General features: G+C 46.8%; 15 protein-coding genes and 2 tRNA genes. 13 read left to right on the top strand and 4 right to left on the bottom strand.

What is annotated here, in order from left to right:
• Positions 1-38 precede the first annotated feature (38 nt).
• The 5 genes from LKD36_RS02660 to LKD36_RS02640 all read left to right on the top strand — a co-directional run bounded on the left by LKD36_RS02660 (position 39) and on the right by LKD36_RS02640 (position 6222).
• Positions 39-1430, top strand: a complete 1392-nt coding sequence (locus LKD36_RS02660) for a LuxR C-terminal-related transcriptional regulator (protein ID WP_308458551.1) — start codon at positions 39-41, stop codon at positions 1428-1430.
• A complete protein-coding gene (locus tag LKD36_RS02655; protein WP_308458550.1) occupies positions 1427-2491 on the top strand; it encodes a hypothetical protein in 1065 nt (354 codons plus the stop codon). Before LKD36_RS02660 ends, LKD36_RS02655 begins: the two co-directional genes overlap by 4 nt.
• A complete protein-coding gene (locus LKD36_RS02650) occupies positions 2488-3948 on the top strand; it encodes a hypothetical protein (RefSeq protein WP_308458549.1) in 1461 nt (486 codons plus the stop codon). Before LKD36_RS02655 ends, LKD36_RS02650 begins: the two co-directional genes overlap by 4 nt.
• An 83-nt stretch (positions 3949-4031) precedes the next feature.
• Positions 4032-5336, top strand: coding sequence for a Na+/H+ antiporter NhaC family protein (locus tag LKD36_RS02645; RefSeq protein ID WP_308458548.1), 1305 nt, complete (start codon positions 4032-4034; stop codon positions 5334-5336).
• A gap of 34 nt (positions 5337-5370) precedes the next feature.
• On the top strand, positions 5371-6222 hold the full coding sequence (locus LKD36_RS02640) for an amidohydrolase family protein (RefSeq protein ID WP_308458547.1): 852 nt from the start codon (positions 5371-5373) through the stop codon (positions 6220-6222).
• Here the strand turns inward: LKD36_RS02640 and LKD36_RS02635 are convergent.
• On the bottom strand, positions 6211-6840 hold the full coding sequence (locus tag LKD36_RS02635; protein ID WP_308458546.1) for an HAD family hydrolase: 630 nt from the start codon (positions 6838-6840) through the stop codon (positions 6211-6213). The two genes, LKD36_RS02640 and LKD36_RS02635, sit on opposite strands and share 12 nt — an antisense overlap.
• 99 nt (positions 6841-6939) lie before the next feature.
• Between LKD36_RS02635 and sfsA the strand changes: the two genes are divergently transcribed.
• The 3 genes from sfsA to LKD36_RS02620 are packed head-to-tail and all read left to right on the top strand — an operon-like array spanning position 6940 to position 9771.
• Positions 6940-7653: a DNA/RNA nuclease SfsA gene (gene sfsA / locus LKD36_RS02630; RefSeq protein WP_308458545.1), complete on the top strand. Its 714-nt coding sequence runs from the start codon at positions 6940-6942 to the stop codon at positions 7651-7653.
• Positions 7650-8750 carry an A/G-specific adenine glycosylase gene (mutY, locus tag LKD36_RS02625; RefSeq protein ID WP_308458544.1) on the top strand — a complete coding sequence of 367 codons (1101 nt, stop codon included), beginning with the start codon at positions 7650-7652 and terminating at the stop codon, positions 8748-8750. Before sfsA ends, mutY begins: the two co-directional genes overlap by 4 nt.
• A gap of 1 nt (position 8751) precedes the next feature.
• Positions 8752-9771: a glycosyltransferase family 2 protein gene (locus tag LKD36_RS02620; protein ID WP_118770611.1), complete on the top strand. Its 1020-nt coding sequence runs from the start codon at positions 8752-8754 to the stop codon at positions 9769-9771.
• On the opposite strand, the gene LKD36_RS02615 is transcribed toward LKD36_RS02620, so the two are convergent.
• Complete coding sequence (locus tag LKD36_RS02615) at positions 9664-10398, bottom strand: phosphatase PAP2 family protein (protein ID WP_308458543.1); 735 nt, start codon at positions 10396-10398, stop codon at positions 9664-9666. The genes LKD36_RS02620 and LKD36_RS02615 overlap by 108 nt on opposite strands.
• Positions 10399-10690: 292 nt before the next feature.
• Here LKD36_RS02615 and LKD36_RS02610 point away from each other — a divergent pair, with 292 nt between their 5' ends.
• The gene (locus LKD36_RS02610; RefSeq protein ID WP_118770610.1) at positions 10691-11194 is read left to right on the top strand and encodes a QueT transporter family protein; all 504 of its coding nucleotides are present in this window, start codon (positions 10691-10693) and stop codon (positions 11192-11194) included.
• 118 nt (positions 11195-11312) lie between these two features.
• Here LKD36_RS02610 and LKD36_RS02605 read toward each other — a convergent pair.
• Positions 11313-11384: transfer RNA gene (locus tag LKD36_RS02605), tRNA-Glu, on the bottom strand.
• A gap of 29 nt (positions 11385-11413) precedes the next feature.
• Positions 11414-11485, bottom strand: a tRNA-Glu gene (locus LKD36_RS02600).
• Positions 11486-11613: 128 nt separating this feature from the next.
• On the opposite strand from LKD36_RS02600, the gene LKD36_RS02595 reads away from it, so the two are divergent.
• From LKD36_RS02595 to LKD36_RS02580, 4 genes are all read left to right on the top strand, one after another.
• Positions 11614-11970: a SpoVA/SpoVAEb family sporulation membrane protein gene (locus LKD36_RS02595; RefSeq protein WP_308458542.1), complete on the top strand. Its 357-nt coding sequence runs from the start codon at positions 11614-11616 to the stop codon at positions 11968-11970.
• A gap of 127 nt (positions 11971-12097) precedes the next feature.
• A complete protein-coding gene (locus tag LKD36_RS02590) occupies positions 12098-12508 on the top strand; it encodes a hypothetical protein (protein ID WP_308458541.1) in 411 nt (136 codons plus the stop codon).
• 17 nt (positions 12509-12525) lie between these two features.
• Positions 12526-13386: a DegV family protein gene (locus LKD36_RS02585; protein ID WP_308458540.1), complete on the top strand. Its 861-nt coding sequence runs from the start codon at positions 12526-12528 to the stop codon at positions 13384-13386.
• A 19-nt stretch (positions 13387-13405) separates the two neighbouring features.
• Complete coding sequence (locus LKD36_RS02580) at positions 13406-15703, top strand: hypothetical protein (RefSeq protein ID WP_308458539.1); 2298 nt, start codon at positions 13406-13408, stop codon at positions 15701-15703.
• Positions 15704-15709 lie beyond the last annotated feature (6 nt).

Here is a 15709-nt window from a genome sequence, read left to right as displayed (position 1 = left end):
AAAGAAGGTAATTCAAAAGATAAACGGAGTGAAGATAGATGAAATGGTGCAGATCAAATGGAAGGGTGCTGATGCTGGCCCTTGCTTTTTTCAATTTTATTTTTCTGGGGATCGAATATCAGTTTGATAATATGATGGCACTGGTTACCGGACCGGAACAGGTGGTGACGGCCCAGGGCTATGTGCTGGGAGCCAGCGTGCTGGGCTTTTTGCTTTACCCGGCTGCTGCTTCCTGCATAAAAGAAAAATTTTGGCAGATCGTTGTGTTTGCAGGAGCACTGGCAGGGGTGATTTGTATTTTTGTAATCTGGCAGCATAACTCCTATGGTACGATTCTGGCGGCGGGCTGTATCTGTTTTATTCTGATGGGTATGGCAGGCAGCGCGGTACATTATTATCTCTCCAGGGAGGCGGAGCCTGAGCATCTGGCGAAGGCTGTCGGCATATCTTATGCGGTAGGAATCCTTCTTCAGTTTCTTAATAATAATCTCATAAAAAATGATACGGCAGAGTCTGTGGTTCTGGCTGTCTCAGCAGCGGTGTTTTCTGTGTTGCTGTTAAATGCGGAGAATGGAATGTCAGAAGCAGAAAGTGCATCGGAAAGCACATCGAAAAGCTCCGGGCATGCGGGTCTCTGGCTGATTCTTCTTGTGATATTGATCACCTGTATTTTTTCTACGCTGGATGCAGCAGTGACACTGGGACACGTATCTGGCAGTGCAGATGTGGGACAATGGCCAAGACTGCTGCTTGCAGGAAGCGGTCTTCTGGCGGGTGTTTTCTTTGACGGCCGGGAACGCCGGTATGGAAATATACTGATGTATTGTGTGACGGTTTTGTCGGTGCTCTCTATTGTGGTACTGGAAAATGGCGGCCCTTTTTTGGCAGGACTGGTTGTGTTTTATCTGTCAGCCGGGTTCTTTGTTGTATTTTTTACGGTAAGCTTTATGCGGCTTTCGACCCGGATGAAGTGCCCGAAGCTCTGGGCAGGTCTTGGAAGGGCTGTGAACAACATCTGTGCTTTTGCTACAGGATCACTGTCACTTCGGCTCATACGGTCAGAAAACCAGATACTGCGGGATGGTGTGTTGCTGGTACTATTTGTTTTGATCAGCATTGCATTTTTCGTTTACAGTAATGCTCTGTATATGCAGGAAAAGAAAGAACCGGAGAGCAGCGGGACAAAGCCTGGAGAGGAAGAAAGTCTGGAAATGTTTGCTGCATCGTTTTCCCTGACAGAGCGGGAAAAAGAGGTGCTGGAGGTGCTGCTGGTATCTGATGAAAACGTTCAGGACATCGCAGAGACACTGATGATTTCCAGAGCAGCATTGTATCGGCATATTGCCAGCCTTAATGAGAAAACCGGAACAAAGTCCAGAATCGGACTGGTCCAGTTTTACTATCGATATCACAGGAGGAATGGAGGATGAAAAAGAAACATCATTACAGAATGCTTTTCGTTCTGCTGGCAGCAGAACTGCTTTGCAGTTGCGGAACCGCCGCAAAAAAGGAAGCTCCCCGGCTGGAAGCCTATAACGGCTTTGCTTACACCGAAGAGAACGGACAGAAAAAATACATTCTGGAAACTCGGAATGATATTCGGCTTCATTGCTTTTTTCAGTCGGGTTCTGAAGAATATGAGGAAGTGATTTACGATCTGGATCTTTCAGAAGAGGAAGAAGATTCCGCGGAGGTTACCCGCGTGATGCAGGAACAGGGAGAAGATCTGACACCGTCCTTTACGAAATTTGACTTCGTTTTTTATCCGGAAAAGGTGGTTATGACGGTAGAACGAAACACCGATCTGATGGCCGGAGGTGATTCTGACAACATTCAGACAGGAACCTATACCCTGCTTGCTTCCGACTGGATGCCGGATACTTCTGCAACAATGGAAAAGCAGGACATTCTGGCACCCTATCAGAGTGTTGAACTGGCGGCTATGGCTCGTGCTTATTATCTGAAGGAAAGTAATTTTCTGGCGCCGGAGGTGGAATGTGTGAAGAATGACGACGGCACAACCACCATTCACCTTTATGAGATTATGGAGGACGATGAGGAGACCAGCCATACTGGCACTTCTGCCTGGTATACAGTGGACGGATATGGAAAGGGAAGGGACGATGTAATGGGAAATACGGTGGAGTTTCCAGCCATGTCCCTGAGTGAGATCGCAGAATATGTGAAAACTCCCATAGCACTTACCTACAGTGAGGAGGGTGAGGCTTATAATGAATGGCAGATTACCGATGCAGCTACCATCGATGCCTGTATGAAGGCTCTGAAGCAGCTTGTCGTCGGGGAGGAGACAGAGCTTCGCACCATGGACGCCGGAGAGACTCTTGCTTTCCAAATGGCGGACGGAAATGTCTGGACGCTGGATTTTGAAGCCGGAAACCTGTTGAGAAATAACACTTGTTATGAGACAGAGGGCTGGAAGAATATTCAGAATGTGATATGGGATGATCTTGTGGAGGAGGGACTGCGATGAGATTACGAGATGAAAAAAAGGCAGGAGCATTGCTGCTTGCGGCGCTTTTACTGACCGGCTGTGGCGGAGCAGCAGATACAGCATCAAATGTGGAAATGGGTACCGCAGCGGATGCTGCAACGATTGCTGCTGCAGACACTGCAGCAGGAACCTGGGAGCTTGTGAGCATGACCTATAATGGTATGACTGTCGGAAAGGAGGACCTGGAAGAGATGGGCACTGCCATGACGCTGGAACTCCTGGAGGACGGTACCGGAACCATGGATTATGACGGGACGGTCTATGATCTGACCTGGGATGACAGCAGCATTACCATGGAAGATGTGGCAGATTCTTATACGTTGGAGGATGGTGTGCTGATGCTGGCAAATGCCGATACAGAGATGGTATTTGAACGGCCAGGAAGCGTAGCAGCTGTGACTGCACCGGATGAAGAAGAGGGGGAAGAAACCTTGCCGGATGGAGAAGAGGGACAGGCAGCTGCGGCAGATTCGAAGACTGAGACCGCTGTCGAGGACAACTGGACAGTCGTTCCGCTGGCATCTGCTCAGGAGCTGGTGCCTTATAGTTGCACGGAATTCAGTATGAATATTCCGGAAGGCTGGAATGTGAGATCTTCTGCCATGTACACCGGTATGTTTCATGCGATTCACGTTTTTGATCCGGAGAATCCGGTAAATCAGATTTTCTTTATGTTAAAAATGGAACCATTATTTTCAGATGAAAATTCCCGGGCGATGATGGCGCTTTCCAGTGATTTGTTTGGAAAATGTCCCATTCTTACGAATGTATCGACACAGGGAGTCTTTGAAATATTCCCACAGTTTGCAGACGCAATGAATGCAACTGCTGATTATGCGGATATTCAGACACCGTACATTGCAGATTTTTCTGTAACAGAGAGTTTTGAAAGCACTCAGGGAATGAGCAGCGTTGCTATTTCACCCTCCATTCTTCGGGCTGATTTTACGCAGGATGGTACGGCGGGAGAGGGAATGTTCACGGCGGACGTGGTTCCCTTTGCCATGGGCACGGGAATGGGATATTATTCTGTCTATAATCTGACAGTCCTCAGTGCAGAAAAGGGAACCTTTCAGGACTGGCAGCCTACTTTGAACAAAGTCCTCAGCAGTCTTAATTATACGCCGGAGTTCCAGAGCTTTGCCATGTCCCAGAGCAATCAGGCGGCCTCTACCTCCCAGTCTCTCAGCCAGTCAGCCAGTGAGATGTCCGACAGCATCATGTCTTCCTGGGAAAACCGGAACCGGAGCCAGGATATTATGAGCCAGAAGCAGAGTGACGCTACCCTGGGTTACGAGCGCATCGTGGACACTGAAACTGGAAATATTTACAAAATTGACAACGGTTTCACCGACTGGTATGACGGCTCCCGTTACAAGTCCATCACTGATGATCAGTATACGGATTCGGTGGAAGCAGTGATTCATTGGAAGTAGGGTCATTGATTTTTTAAGGCATTTGCGGTATCATGGCATGGTATAGTTTGGGATAAATAAAAGGGGTAGAGAGGGATTAAAAAATGGAAAAAAGAAACGCAAAAGCCTTATTGCCTATCGCGGTGTTTGTGGTTTTATATCTGGGACTGGGGATTCTGTTTGAATATGGCCTGAAGATCGAGATGGGATTTTACAAAATTCCTGTTGTGATTATATTTTTGCTTGCACTGCTTGTTGCATGTCTGCAAAACCGGAAATTAAGCCTGAATGATAAACTGAAAATAATGGGAGTTGGAATCAGCGATCCGAACATTATTACCATGATCATCATATTTATGCTGGCTGGAATTTTTGTGGGTGTTGTTGGAAGAACATCAGCAAACAGTGTGGCATATTTTATTCTGTCACTGATACCGCCTCAGTTCGCGGTTGTGGTGCTTTTTGTAGTAAGTTGTTTTGTATCACTTGCAATGGGGACTTCCGTAGGAACCATTACTTTAATTACCCCGATTGGAATAGCCGTGTCGCGAGCATCGGGTTTTGATCTGCCGCTTTGTATTGCGACAGTCATGGGTGGTGCAATGTTTGGGGATAATCTGTCCTTTATATCTGATACGACAATTGCCGCATGTAATGGACAGGGTTGTAAGATGACAGATAAATTTAAGGAAAACTTTTTCATTGCACTTCCGGCAGCAATTGTCAGTCTGGTGATTATTTACAGTCTGTCTGTGAAAAATTACAGTGGTGGAGTTGTGCAGGAAGAATATCATCTGATACAGGCTATTCCTTATATACTGGTGCTGGCGGGAGGTATTCTTGGCTTAAATGTGTTCCTGGTACTGATTACAGGAATCATAAGCGGATCCATCATTATGATTGCGACAGGGATGATCGTGCCGACGGATTTGCTTGGAAATATGGGAGACGGGGCAGCAGGTATGTTTGAAACCAGCATGGTTGCCATTCTGGTAGCGTCTATCTGTGCACTGATCAAAGAATATGGTGGATTTGCCGCATTGCTGTACTGGATAAAAAAGGTGTTCAAAGGAAGAAAAGGCGGACTCCTTGGCATGGGTCTGCTGGTAGGTCTGATGGATATTGCAACCGCGAATAATACAGTCGCAATTGTTATGGCAAATCCAATTGCAAAAGAAATGTCAGGAAACTATGGGATCAGCAATAAGAAAGCAGCATCCATTCTGGATACATTTTCCTGTATCTTTCAGGGAATTCTTCCTTATGGAGCACAGATGCTGGTTGCCATCTCAGCGGCTTCCGGCCTGGGTGAGACAGTCAGTGCATTTGATATTCTGCCAATGTTGTTTTACCCGTACATGTTGTTCATCAGTTCCCTTGTCTTTATTTCTTTTGAAAAAAATGCATAATCGGAAAAACAGATAGAAAAAGAAGGCGAAAGCAATGTTCGGAGAATGTCATGCCCATGTAATTATGGACGGAATCAATTATAAAGCAGCGGTGGCACTTCATAAAGACGGTGTCTGCGAGGCAGCAGTCCGTGCCCATCTTAAGGAATGGAAAGATGCCGGGATAACCTTTGTGCGGGATGGCGGAGATGCGCGCGGAGCGTCCAAAAAGGCAAAAGAACTGGCGCCGGAGTATGGGATTGATTACCGTACTCCGGTGTTTGCCATTCATAAACGTCATCATTACGGTGGTATTGTGGGATTGCCCTTTGATACGTGGACAGAGTATGAGGCGCTGGTTTTGAGAGCGAAAGAGGAAGGCGCTGATTTTATCAAGATTATGGTCAGCGGGATTCTGGATTTTGCCCACGCGGGAACATTGACAGAAGAAGGTCTTGACCGGGAATCAATTCGCAGGATGATCGGTACGGCTCATGACGCTGGTATGGCGGTCATGGCTCATTGCAATGGCAATCAGACCTGTTATGAGACACTGGAAGCGGGCGTTGACAGTCTGGAACATGGATTTTTCATGGAAGAAGAGACATTGCATCTGCTGGCAGAAAAAGGAACAGCCTGGATGCCGACCTTTGCGCCGGTGGGCAATCTGCTTGGATGCGGACGCTTCCCGGATGAGGAAGTACAGAAGAATCTGGAACGCCAGATGGAAAATGTGCGGAAGGCGATGAGGCTGGGAGCGCATATTGGACTTGGAAGTGATGCCGGAGCTTACCTGGTTCCCCATGGAGAGGGAACCGTGGATGAACTCCATTACCTTACAAAGGCTGGTGTGACGGAAGAGGTGCTGCAGCAGACCGAGCAGCAGGTGAAAACCTTATTCAAATAATGTCATCAGATCCGAAAACTCTTTCATTACATAATCTTTTCTTTCGACTTTCCCGAATCCATAGGAGGCGTGGCAGAATTTAACGCCGGCTTCTTCGGAAGCCTGGCGGTCGCCGTCGATGTCGCCTACGTAGACAGGGTTCTGCAGGTGATTCCGGTCAGCAACCAGGCGGATGTTAGGACCTTTGGAAAGGCCGGTGCGGCCGGCGCATTCAGAATCGGTAATGCAGTCAGCAAGGCCGGTCTTCTCCAGGAAGAGTTCAATATAGCCTGACTGGCAGTTGCTGACGATAAAGAGCGGAATCTTTTTACAGAGAGCCTTCATGGTCTCTGCCACGCCCGGGTAAAGGATGTTCTGCGTGGATGCGCGGAGAAGTTCATGCTCGCGCTCGCAGCATTCATTCATCAGGTCATAGCGCTCCTTTTCTTCCAGAAATGGAAATACCATATCGGCAATGACTGGCAGCGGGCGGCCAAAAAGCTGTGTCAGCTGCTTCGCGGTAAAACGGAAGGGGATATCATCCCGCTTTTCAATAATCTCATTCCACGCCTCTGCGACAATGGGAGTGGAATTCCATAAAGTTCCATCAATATCTAAAATAATACCATCGGTTTTCATGTAAATCTCCTTCGTTCAGGTTTTCTTAAGAATTTGTACTATTTTCCATAATATAAAATTAAGTAGGAGAAATCAAGGTTTTATGTTATACTAGGCTTTATGAAATACGAAAAAATAGAAGCGGCAGTCTTCAAATCCCGCCCCAACCGGTTTATTGCCCATGTGGAGACGGAGCGTGGAATGGAAGTCTGTCATGTGAAAAATACTGGCAGATGCAGAGAATTGCTGGTGCCGGATGCCAGAATCTGGGTGCAGAGAAATGTTAATCCGGCGAGGAAGACAGCCCTTGACCTGATTGCGGTGCAGAAGGGGGATCTTCTGATTAACATGGATTCCCAGATTCCCAACCGGGTGGCGGAGGAATGGATTCGCAGCGGTCATTTTGCAATCTGGCGGTCAGATGGAGAGCGGCATGTATTTTCCAAGGAGACGGTCATAAGGCCGGAGACCAGATACGGGGATTCCCGCATTGATCTCTATCTGGAAGACGGAGACGTCCGTATGTTTCTGGAGATCAAGGGAGTGACTCTGGAAGAAGATGGAGTGGCGCGTTTTCCGGATGCACCGACAGAGCGCGGTGTAAAACATGTGCATGAGCTGATGCGGGCCCGTGAAGACGGCTATGAGGCCGGCATCCTGTTTATTATCCAGATGAAAGGTGTTTGCTGGATGGAACCTAATGACCGGACGCATCCGGCTTTTGGAGAGGCGCTGCGGGATGCGAAGCAGGCAGGGGTGCATATTATGGCGGCAGACTGTCTGGTGGAACCGGATTCTATCTGTGCAGATCAGGAGGTGGAAGTGCGGTTATGACGGAAGAGACATCACTGGAACAGATTGTAATGCCGCTGCTTTCATGGTATGATGGGCATGCACGTGTGCTTCCCTGGAGAGAAAATACAGCGCCTTATCGGGTGTGGGTATCTGAGATTATGCTGCAGCAGACCCGCGTGGAGGCTGTGAAGCCGTTTTTTGAGCGTTTTATGAAAGCACTGCCGGATGTGTCAGCACTGGCAGCATGTCCGGAGGATGAGCTTCTGAAACTTTGGGAGGGGCTTGGCTACTATAACCGGGTACGGAATATGCAGAAGGCTGCACAGGTCATTATGACAGAATACAGCGGAGAATTTCCGGCGGATTTTGAAAAGCTTCTGGCATTGCCGGGGATAGGCAGTTATACGGCAGGAGCAATCTCTTCCATTGCGTTTGGCATTCCCATGCCTGCTGTGGACGGAAATGTGCTGCGTGTCATTTCCAGAGTGAAGGCAAGCTATGAGGATGTGCTGAAGCAGTCAGTAAAAAATGCCATGGAAGCGGAGATCCGGGAACTGATTCCCAAAGAGCGGGCGGGGGATTTTAACCAGGCGCTCATTGAGATCGGGGCCATTGTCTGCGTGCCAAACGGAAAGGCGAAGTGCGAAGAATGTCCACTGGCATTTTGCTGCAGGGCAAAAGCGGAAGGAATTGTAGACGAGCTTCCAAAGAAAAAGGCAAAGAAAGGACGTCGGATCGAAGACCGGACGGTGCTGATTTTAAAAGACGGAGACCGGGTAGCGATCAGGAAACGGCCGGCAAAAGGACTGCTGGCAGGACTTTATGAACTTCCAAATCTGGATGGAAACTTAAGTGAGCAGCAGGTGCTGGAGCAGGTGAAAGAATGGGGATTATCGCCCCTTCGAATCTTGCCGCTTGCGGGAGCAAAACACATTTTCAGTCATGTGGAATGGCATATGACGGGGTATGCTGTGAGTCTGGAAGAAACAGATCATATGGAAGATTCCGGATTCTTATTTATAGAAACAAAAGAAACTGAGAGCAGTTATCCGATTCCGGCGGCATTTGCGGCCTATGCAGAGTATCTGGATATTGCACTGGGAGAAGAAAAATACAGGAAAGGTAAAGAAGTATAAAATGAAGTTATTATCAATCGCAGTTCCTTGTTACAATTCGGAAGGTTATATGAGAAATTGCATCGAATCCCTGCTTCCCGGCGGAGAAGAGGTGGAGATTATCATTGTGGATGACGGTTCTACCAAAGACAGAACCGCAGAGATTGCAGATGAATATGCTGCCAAATATCCAACCATTGTCAAAGCAGTACATCAGGAAAACGGCGGTCACGGACAGGCAGTCAACACCGGTTTGAAAAATGCCACCGGCCTGTATTTCAAAGTCGTAGACAGCGATGACTGGCTGGATGAGGAAAATTATCCGAAGGTGCTGGCGAAGCTGGCAGAACTGGTGCATCAGGGAAAAGCACCGGATATGATGATCTGCAACTATATTTATGATAAGCAGGGAGTAAAACATAAAAAAGCAGTGAGTTATGCATCGGCATTTCCGCAGGATGAAGTGTTTACCTGGAGAGACGTAAAACATTTCCGTCTGGGACAATACATTCTTATGCACTCTGTGATTTACCGTACCCATATGTTGAAAGAATGTGGACTGGAGCTGCCGAAACATACTTTCTATGTGGATAACATTTTTGTATATTATCCGCTGCCCTATGTGAAGACGCTTTATTATATGGATATTGATCTGTATCATTATTTCATTGGCAGAGCAGATCAGTCAGTTAATGAGCAGGTTATGATTGGTCGTGTGGATCAGCAGATCAAAGTCAACAAGATTATGATCGATCAGTATGACATGAAGACGATTCAGCCAGTAAAACTGAGAAAATATATGACCAGCTATCTGGATATTATGATGACGGTATCCTCTATTATGCTGATTCGTTCCGGTACGGAAGAAAGTCTGGCAAAGAAAAAAGACCTGTGGCAGTACCTTAAAAATAAGGACTCAGGTCTTTACTATAAATTATATTTCGGCATCTTCGGCCGCGCTATGAATCTCCCGGGCAAGGGAGGGCGTAAAGTATCGGTGCTTGCGTACAAACTTGCCAACAAAGTCATGGGCTTTAACTAAAAAGCAGGTGTGGTAAACGATATAATTTATAATCACACCAAGTAATATAGCGAAGATCACGTCAATGCAGGAATGCTGCTTGATAAACATAGTGGACAGGATGATGGACACGCACAGGATGCGTGAAAGTCGGACGGTCCACTTTTTTTGATTCAGTCCCGGCGTATGCATGACTGCCATGTGGGCGCCGATGGAATTAAACACATGGATGCTGGGAAGAATGTTGGTAGATGTATCTGCCCAGTAGATAAAACATACCAGTTTGATAAAAATATTATCCCGGTCAAATTCCAGCGGGCGGAGAAGATGACCGTTCGGATAGAGGGTGGAAATGATCAGGAACAATGTCATTCCAGCATAGATAAATGCAATATATCGGAAGAAATTCGGGCGGTCATGGAAGAACAGCCAGACATATACAACAGCGATATATGCAAACCACAGCAGGTAAGGAATAATAAAATATTCACAGAACGGAATGTAATCATCCAGTGGAAAATGAATCACATGGTATGGTTCATCAGCCCGGCTTTCCAGCCATACAAACCAGATCATATAAATAATAAAATAGGAAACTACCCATATATGAGGATATTTTTCTTTAAATGCTTTTATTTTTGCAGACATGAAGAAACCTCCATTATCAAAATCTATCTGTTCACGGTATGATAGCATATGAAAAAGAAGAACTCAAGAGGGGGAAAGCTGAATAATTCTGAAGAAATACGGAAAAACAGGGCATTTTTACAAGAAAAGGTCCGGTCTTGACAAATCGAGGGTGTATATGGTATCCTATGAGCCGTTATAAAGCCCATAAAAACAAGGTCGTACAGGGCTTTCAAGGCGGTCACCGCCTTAAAATGTGCCGAGTGTTCGTGACCTTCCACTCGTAAAACAAAACTAAAGGAGAAAACAGAATATGAAAACAAACAACAAGGTACTTTTTATGACCCAGGCTGCTATGATTGCAGCGATCTACGTGGTGCTCTGTCTGGTATTTGAGCCAATCAGCTACGGCGCAATTCAGACCCGTGTGGCAGAGGCACTGACGGTGCTGCCCTTCTTCACTCCGGCAGCTATTCCGGGACTCTTTATCGGATGTCTCATTGCCAATGCGCTCGGCGGTGGTATTCTGCTGGATGTGCTGGCAGGAAGTCTGACCACTCTTGCAGCGGCATATCTTACCTGGATGCTTCGCGGAAAGAGCAAATTTCTGGCAAGTGTTCCGCCGGTGGTTCTGAACGCCATTGTTATTCCGTGGGTGCTGAAATTCGGATATGGAGAACCCCTTCCGATTCCATTCCTGATGGTGACGGTAGGTCTTGGCGAGATTCTGACGGCAAGTATTATGGGAACCGTACTGCTGTGTGTACTGGCACGCTATAAAGGTGTGATCTTCAAAAATACCGCATCAGCAGCATAAAAAGACAATGTACAAAAAGCTGTGAAATTCGAAAGAGATTTCACAGCTTTTATTGTGTTGAAAAATAGAAAAAGACAAAAAGAAAACTGTGTATGAAATCATACACAGTTCTTAAAAGCAGTGGATAGGGGAATCGAACCCCTGTTTCCGCCGTGAGAGGGCGGCGTCTTAACCGCTTGACCAATCCACCATGCGGTTTGACAAATATTCGATATAAAGCAGTGGATAGGGGAATCGAACCCCTGTTTCCGCCGTGAGAGGGCGGCGTCTTAACCGCTTGACCAATCCACCATTTTGTTGCCGCATTTCGTCGACTTGCTTACTTTACCACAGGCGAAATAAAAATGCAAGCATTATTTTGAAAAAATTGCATATTTTTTTTAAAAGCCTCGCATACTGTCAAAAAGGAGTGGTTTTTCATGGATTATATCAATGCATTCTGGGTAGGCGGACTGATCTGTGCCCTGACACAGATTCTGATGGAAAAGACAAAACTTATGCCGGGGCGGATTATGGTACTTTTGGTATGTACAGGCGCTGTGCTTGGGGCAGTCGGGATATACGAGCCATTTCAAAAGTATGCCGGTGCAGGAGCCAGTGTACCCTTGCTTGGATTTGGAAACGTGCTGTGGAAAGGGGTTAAAGAAGCGGTCATGGAAGAAGGGCTTCTGGGAATTTTCAAGGGCGGATTTTCCGCTGGTTCCGCCGGCACCTGTGCGGCGCTGGTATTTGGTTATTTTGCAAGTCTGGTGTTTGATTCCAAAATGAAAAAATAAATATTGAAAGAAGTAGAATGGCAGAAACCTGTAAAAAGGCTTCTGCCATTCTTGTTTTCTGGAATGGCTTTTGCTATAATAAATCAAAGTATGGGTTTTTATGCTCAGAGAGCCAGGAGGAAATGATATGGAAATAATTATCACCGTTGTGATATTTTTTATTCTTTCTAGAATTGGAAAGCAGAACAGGCTCGCAAAGGGGCAGAATCATTCGGAAGAAAGAGTGCCGGAGAGAAGAACACCGACGCCGAACAAGCCGGTCCGTCCCATGGTCGAAAAATTAAAACCTACCGCAAAACCCAATCAGCCGCGCCAAAAGGAGAGAAAGATGGAGCGACAGGCAGCCAGAGACAATTGTCACTATGAAGCTGCTTATTCGAAAGGTAAGCCGGACAGAATCGGACGTCGAGGTGATTACGAACCGGGAACTCCTTCCGGAATGGAGCGGATCAAATGTGCCTACTGCGGAGCGGAAAATTTCGTTCCGGCAGGAAGCCGCCAGCATTATCATTGTTATTTTTGCTGGGAAAAATTATAGAAGAGGATAATAATCGTATGAGTAAAATAGCAATTGTAACCGACAGCAACAGTGGAATCAGCCAGAAAGAAGCAAAGGAGATGGGAATTTTTGTCCTCCCGATGCCGTTTTTGATTAACGGAAAGGAATATCTGGACGGAGTGGATCTCCTTCCAGAGCAGTTCTATGAGTTTTTAAAAGAAGATGCTGATGTAGCTACATCTCAGCCATCTCCGGATTCAGTCATGAAACTGTGGGAGGAGGTTTTGAAAGAGTATGATGAGATTGTGCATATTCCCATGTCCAGTGGTTTAAGCGGAAGCTGCCAGACAGCCATGATGCTGGCAGATGATTATGATGGAAAAGTACAGGTGGTTAATAACCAGCGTGTTTCCATTACCCAGATTGCTTCTATAGCAGATGCACAGAAATTAATTGCAGCAGGAAAGACGGCTGCTGAGGTAAAGGGAGTACTGGAAAAAGAAGCACTGCAGTCCAGTATTTATGTTACGGTAACAACCTTAAAATATCTGAAAAAAGGCGGCAGAATCACACCAGCAGCTGCAGCCCTTGGCACGATGCTCAGATTAAAACCGGTACTTCAGATTCATGGTGAAAAGCTGGATGCTTTTGCAAAAGTACGTACTATGAATGCGGCAAAGCGTACTATGATTGATGCCATTCGCAGTGACCTGGAAAATCGTTTTGCAGGACAAGAGATGCGGCTTGATGTTGCTCATACGAATAATAAAGAAGCCGCGCTGGAATTTGTAAAAGAATTAGAAGCAGAATTCCTAGGATATCAGGTTCAGAGAGTAGATGAGCTGTCATTGAGCGTAGCATGCCATATTGGAGATGGCTGTCTGGCTGTAGCTTGTTCCAGAGTAGTAGAAGTATAGGAAAAGAGGGCGTCCAACATTGGATAAGTATGAGTATCGCCTGAAGGCGGAACAGATAGAAAAGCTGGCAGGCAAAAAAGACTATGAGACGGCTGCCAAGATTGCTGACACTATTGACTGGCGCAGAGTGCGCAGTCTGGATATGCTGTATGTGGTCAGCGAAGTATATGAGGCGATGGAACGGTATGAGGACTGCATGGAGATCCTAAATATTGCATATGACAGGGCGCCTGTAGGACGGATGCTGCTCTACAAGATGACAGAAATTGCCACAAAGATGCATGAATTCAAAGAGGCAATTAATCTGTACCGTGAATTTGTAAAGGCGGCACCTCACGATCAGAGCAGATACATTTTGAAATATCAGATATATCGGGAAAGAGGATCATCACTGGAGGACCAGATCCAGACTCTGCAGGAGTATAAAACCCATGAGTATCAGGAGCGATGGGCCTATGAGCTGGCTTCTCTCTATGCGGAAGCAGGAATGACAGAAGAATGTGTCCGTGAGTGTGATGAATTGATTCTGTGGTTCAGTGAGGGCGAATATGTGACCAAAGCCATGGAACTGAAGATGCAGTATGCCCCGCTTACCGCCGCTCAGCAGGAGAAATATGACAAGGCCATGCAGCCGGAAGAAGAGCCGCATGATTATAAGAAGACAGAAGTCGCATTCCACGATGACAAATTCAGCACGGTAAATCTACAGGCAGAGCTGGCGGCAAATCTCGACGAGATTTTGCTGGATGGTGATGATGGTATTGACATTCCAGAGCTGCCATCTGATGATGAAGTGAAGGAAGAAGAACCCATGGAAGAAGTGAAGGAAGAAGAACCCATGGAAGAAGTGAAGACAGAAGAATCAGATGATATCGAACTGGAAAGCCTTGATCTGGATGTCCCGGAGATGGAGGAACCAGAGGAGGAGCCGGAGAAAGAGCCGGAGGACATCGAACTGGAGAGCCTTGATCTGGATGTCCCGGAGATAGAGGAACCAGAGGAGGAGCCGGAGAAAGAGCTGGAGGACATCGAACTGGAGAGCCTTGATCTGGACATTCCGGAGATAGAGGAGCCAGAGGACATTCCGGAGATAGAGGAACCGGAAGAGAAGAATCCGCTGGAAGATAACCTGACAGAACAGCTGACGATTCCGGATGTACTGGCAGAATGGGACAGCAAGCGAGCAAAGACGGAAGCCATGCTGAAAGCTAACGCGGAGAAAGAAGAAGCCCGTAAGGCGAAAGCCATGCAGGAGACGGCAGAACTTATGAAGCTGATTTCCGGAGAATCTGCAGAAATTCCGGAGGATGTGCGCAAAATCCTCAATGAGATTGAAGAGGAAAAACAGGCGATCACACCGATTGTGACGGAGGACGATCTTCCCCAGAATATAGAGGAAGATGATGAAGCTGGTGAGATGATCGTAGAGGAGATCGGGAATGAGCAGCCGGAAGAGGTGAAGCTGTCGCAGAAAGAGCAGATACCGTCCGGTTCTAAAAACACGATTCGTGATCTGGAGCGTTCCCTCGCAGTGCAGGTAACGGAGACAGCAGTGAAGTCTGGTTATCTGACCAGAGAGCAGGCACGTCTGTTTACCTATTTCGCAACGGTAAAAGGAATGAGCAAGCAGTTGTCAGGTCTTTTAAAAGGGGCAGAACCGTCAAGCCACAACAATTCTTCCAGAGGGAATCTGGTCATCACTGGACCTCATGGAAACGGAAAGACGACGCTTGCTATTGATATTGTGCGTGCACTTCAGAAAGACGGTCGGATCGAGGGCAGAAAGCTGGCGAAGATCAGCGGAAGTAAGCTGAATTCCAAGGATGCACATGAGGTGCTTGGAAAATTGAAAGGCGGAGCTCTGATCATCGAGAGTGCAGGCGGACTGGCAGAGGCAACCCTGATGGCATTAAGTCTTGCCATGGAAGGGGATACCGGCGGACTTCTGATTATTCTGGAAGGCACTTCCGATGAGATTCAGAAGATTTTTCGGAAAAATAAGAATTTTGCGTCAAAGTTTGATTATATGGTGGATGTTCCCATCTTCTCAAACGATGAGCTTGTGAACTTTGGAAAAGCATATGCTCTGGAAAATGAGTATGTATTTGACGAATTTGCCATGCTGGCTCTGTATGACAAGATTGGCTGTAAGCAGACACTGGATCACGATGTATCCGTAGCGGAAGTAAAAGAGATCATCGACCAGGCAATAGAACATGCGGAAAAAGGCGGATTTAAAAGCTTCTTTGCGAAGATGACGAAGCAGAATGTGGACGAAGACGGCAATCACGTATTGAGAGAACAGGATTTTGAATAAGACAAA

The sequence above is a fragment of the Hominiventricola filiformis genome, from assembly GCF_020686965.1.
In the GTDB taxonomy this organism is placed as follows: Bacteria; Bacillota; Clostridia; order Lachnospirales; family Lachnospiraceae; genus Hominiventricola; species Hominiventricola filiformis.
The sequence above is the reverse complement of the archived record's forward strand: the minus strand, read 5'-3'. Positions and strand labels throughout refer to the sequence as shown.

Bases quoted from the DNA above. Each gene is read 5' to 3' on its own strand.
- LKD36_RS02585 (WP_308458540.1), top strand. From the start codon at position 12,526: ATGAGTAAAATAGCAATTGTAACCGACAGCAACAGTGGAATCAGCCAG.
- LKD36_RS02590 (WP_308458541.1), top strand. From the start codon at position 12,098: ATGGAAATAATTATCACCGTTGTGATATTTTTTATTCTTTCTAGAATT.
- LKD36_RS02635 (WP_308458546.1), bottom strand. From the start codon at position 6,840: ATGAAAACCGATGGTATTATTTTAGATATTGATGGAACTTTATGGAAT.
- LKD36_RS02615 (WP_308458543.1), bottom strand. From the start codon at position 10,398: ATGTCTGCAAAAATAAAAGCATTTAAAGAAAAATATCCTCATATATGG.
- LKD36_RS02645 (WP_308458548.1), top strand. From the start codon at position 4,032: ATGGAAAAAAGAAACGCAAAAGCCTTATTGCCTATCGCGGTGTTTGTG.
- sfsA (WP_308458545.1), top strand. From the start codon at position 6,940: ATGAAATACGAAAAAATAGAAGCGGCAGTCTTCAAATCCCGCCCCAAC.
- LKD36_RS02620 (WP_118770611.1), top strand. From the start codon at position 8,752: ATGAAGTTATTATCAATCGCAGTTCCTTGTTACAATTCGGAAGGTTAT.
- LKD36_RS02650 (WP_308458549.1), top strand. From the start codon at position 2,488: ATGAGATTACGAGATGAAAAAAAGGCAGGAGCATTGCTGCTTGCGGCG.
- mutY (WP_308458544.1), top strand. From the start codon at position 7,650: ATGACGGAAGAGACATCACTGGAACAGATTGTAATGCCGCTGCTTTCA.
- LKD36_RS02660 (WP_308458551.1), top strand. From the start codon at position 39: ATGAAATGGTGCAGATCAAATGGAAGGGTGCTGATGCTGGCCCTTGCT.
- LKD36_RS02610 (WP_118770610.1), top strand. From the start codon at position 10,691: ATGAAAACAAACAACAAGGTACTTTTTATGACCCAGGCTGCTATGATT.
- LKD36_RS02640 (WP_308458547.1), top strand. From the start codon at position 5,371: ATGTTCGGAGAATGTCATGCCCATGTAATTATGGACGGAATCAATTAT.
- LKD36_RS02595 (WP_308458542.1), top strand. From the start codon at position 11,614: ATGGATTATATCAATGCATTCTGGGTAGGCGGACTGATCTGTGCCCTG.
- LKD36_RS02655 (WP_308458550.1), top strand. From the start codon at position 1,427: ATGAAAAAGAAACATCATTACAGAATGCTTTTCGTTCTGCTGGCAGCA.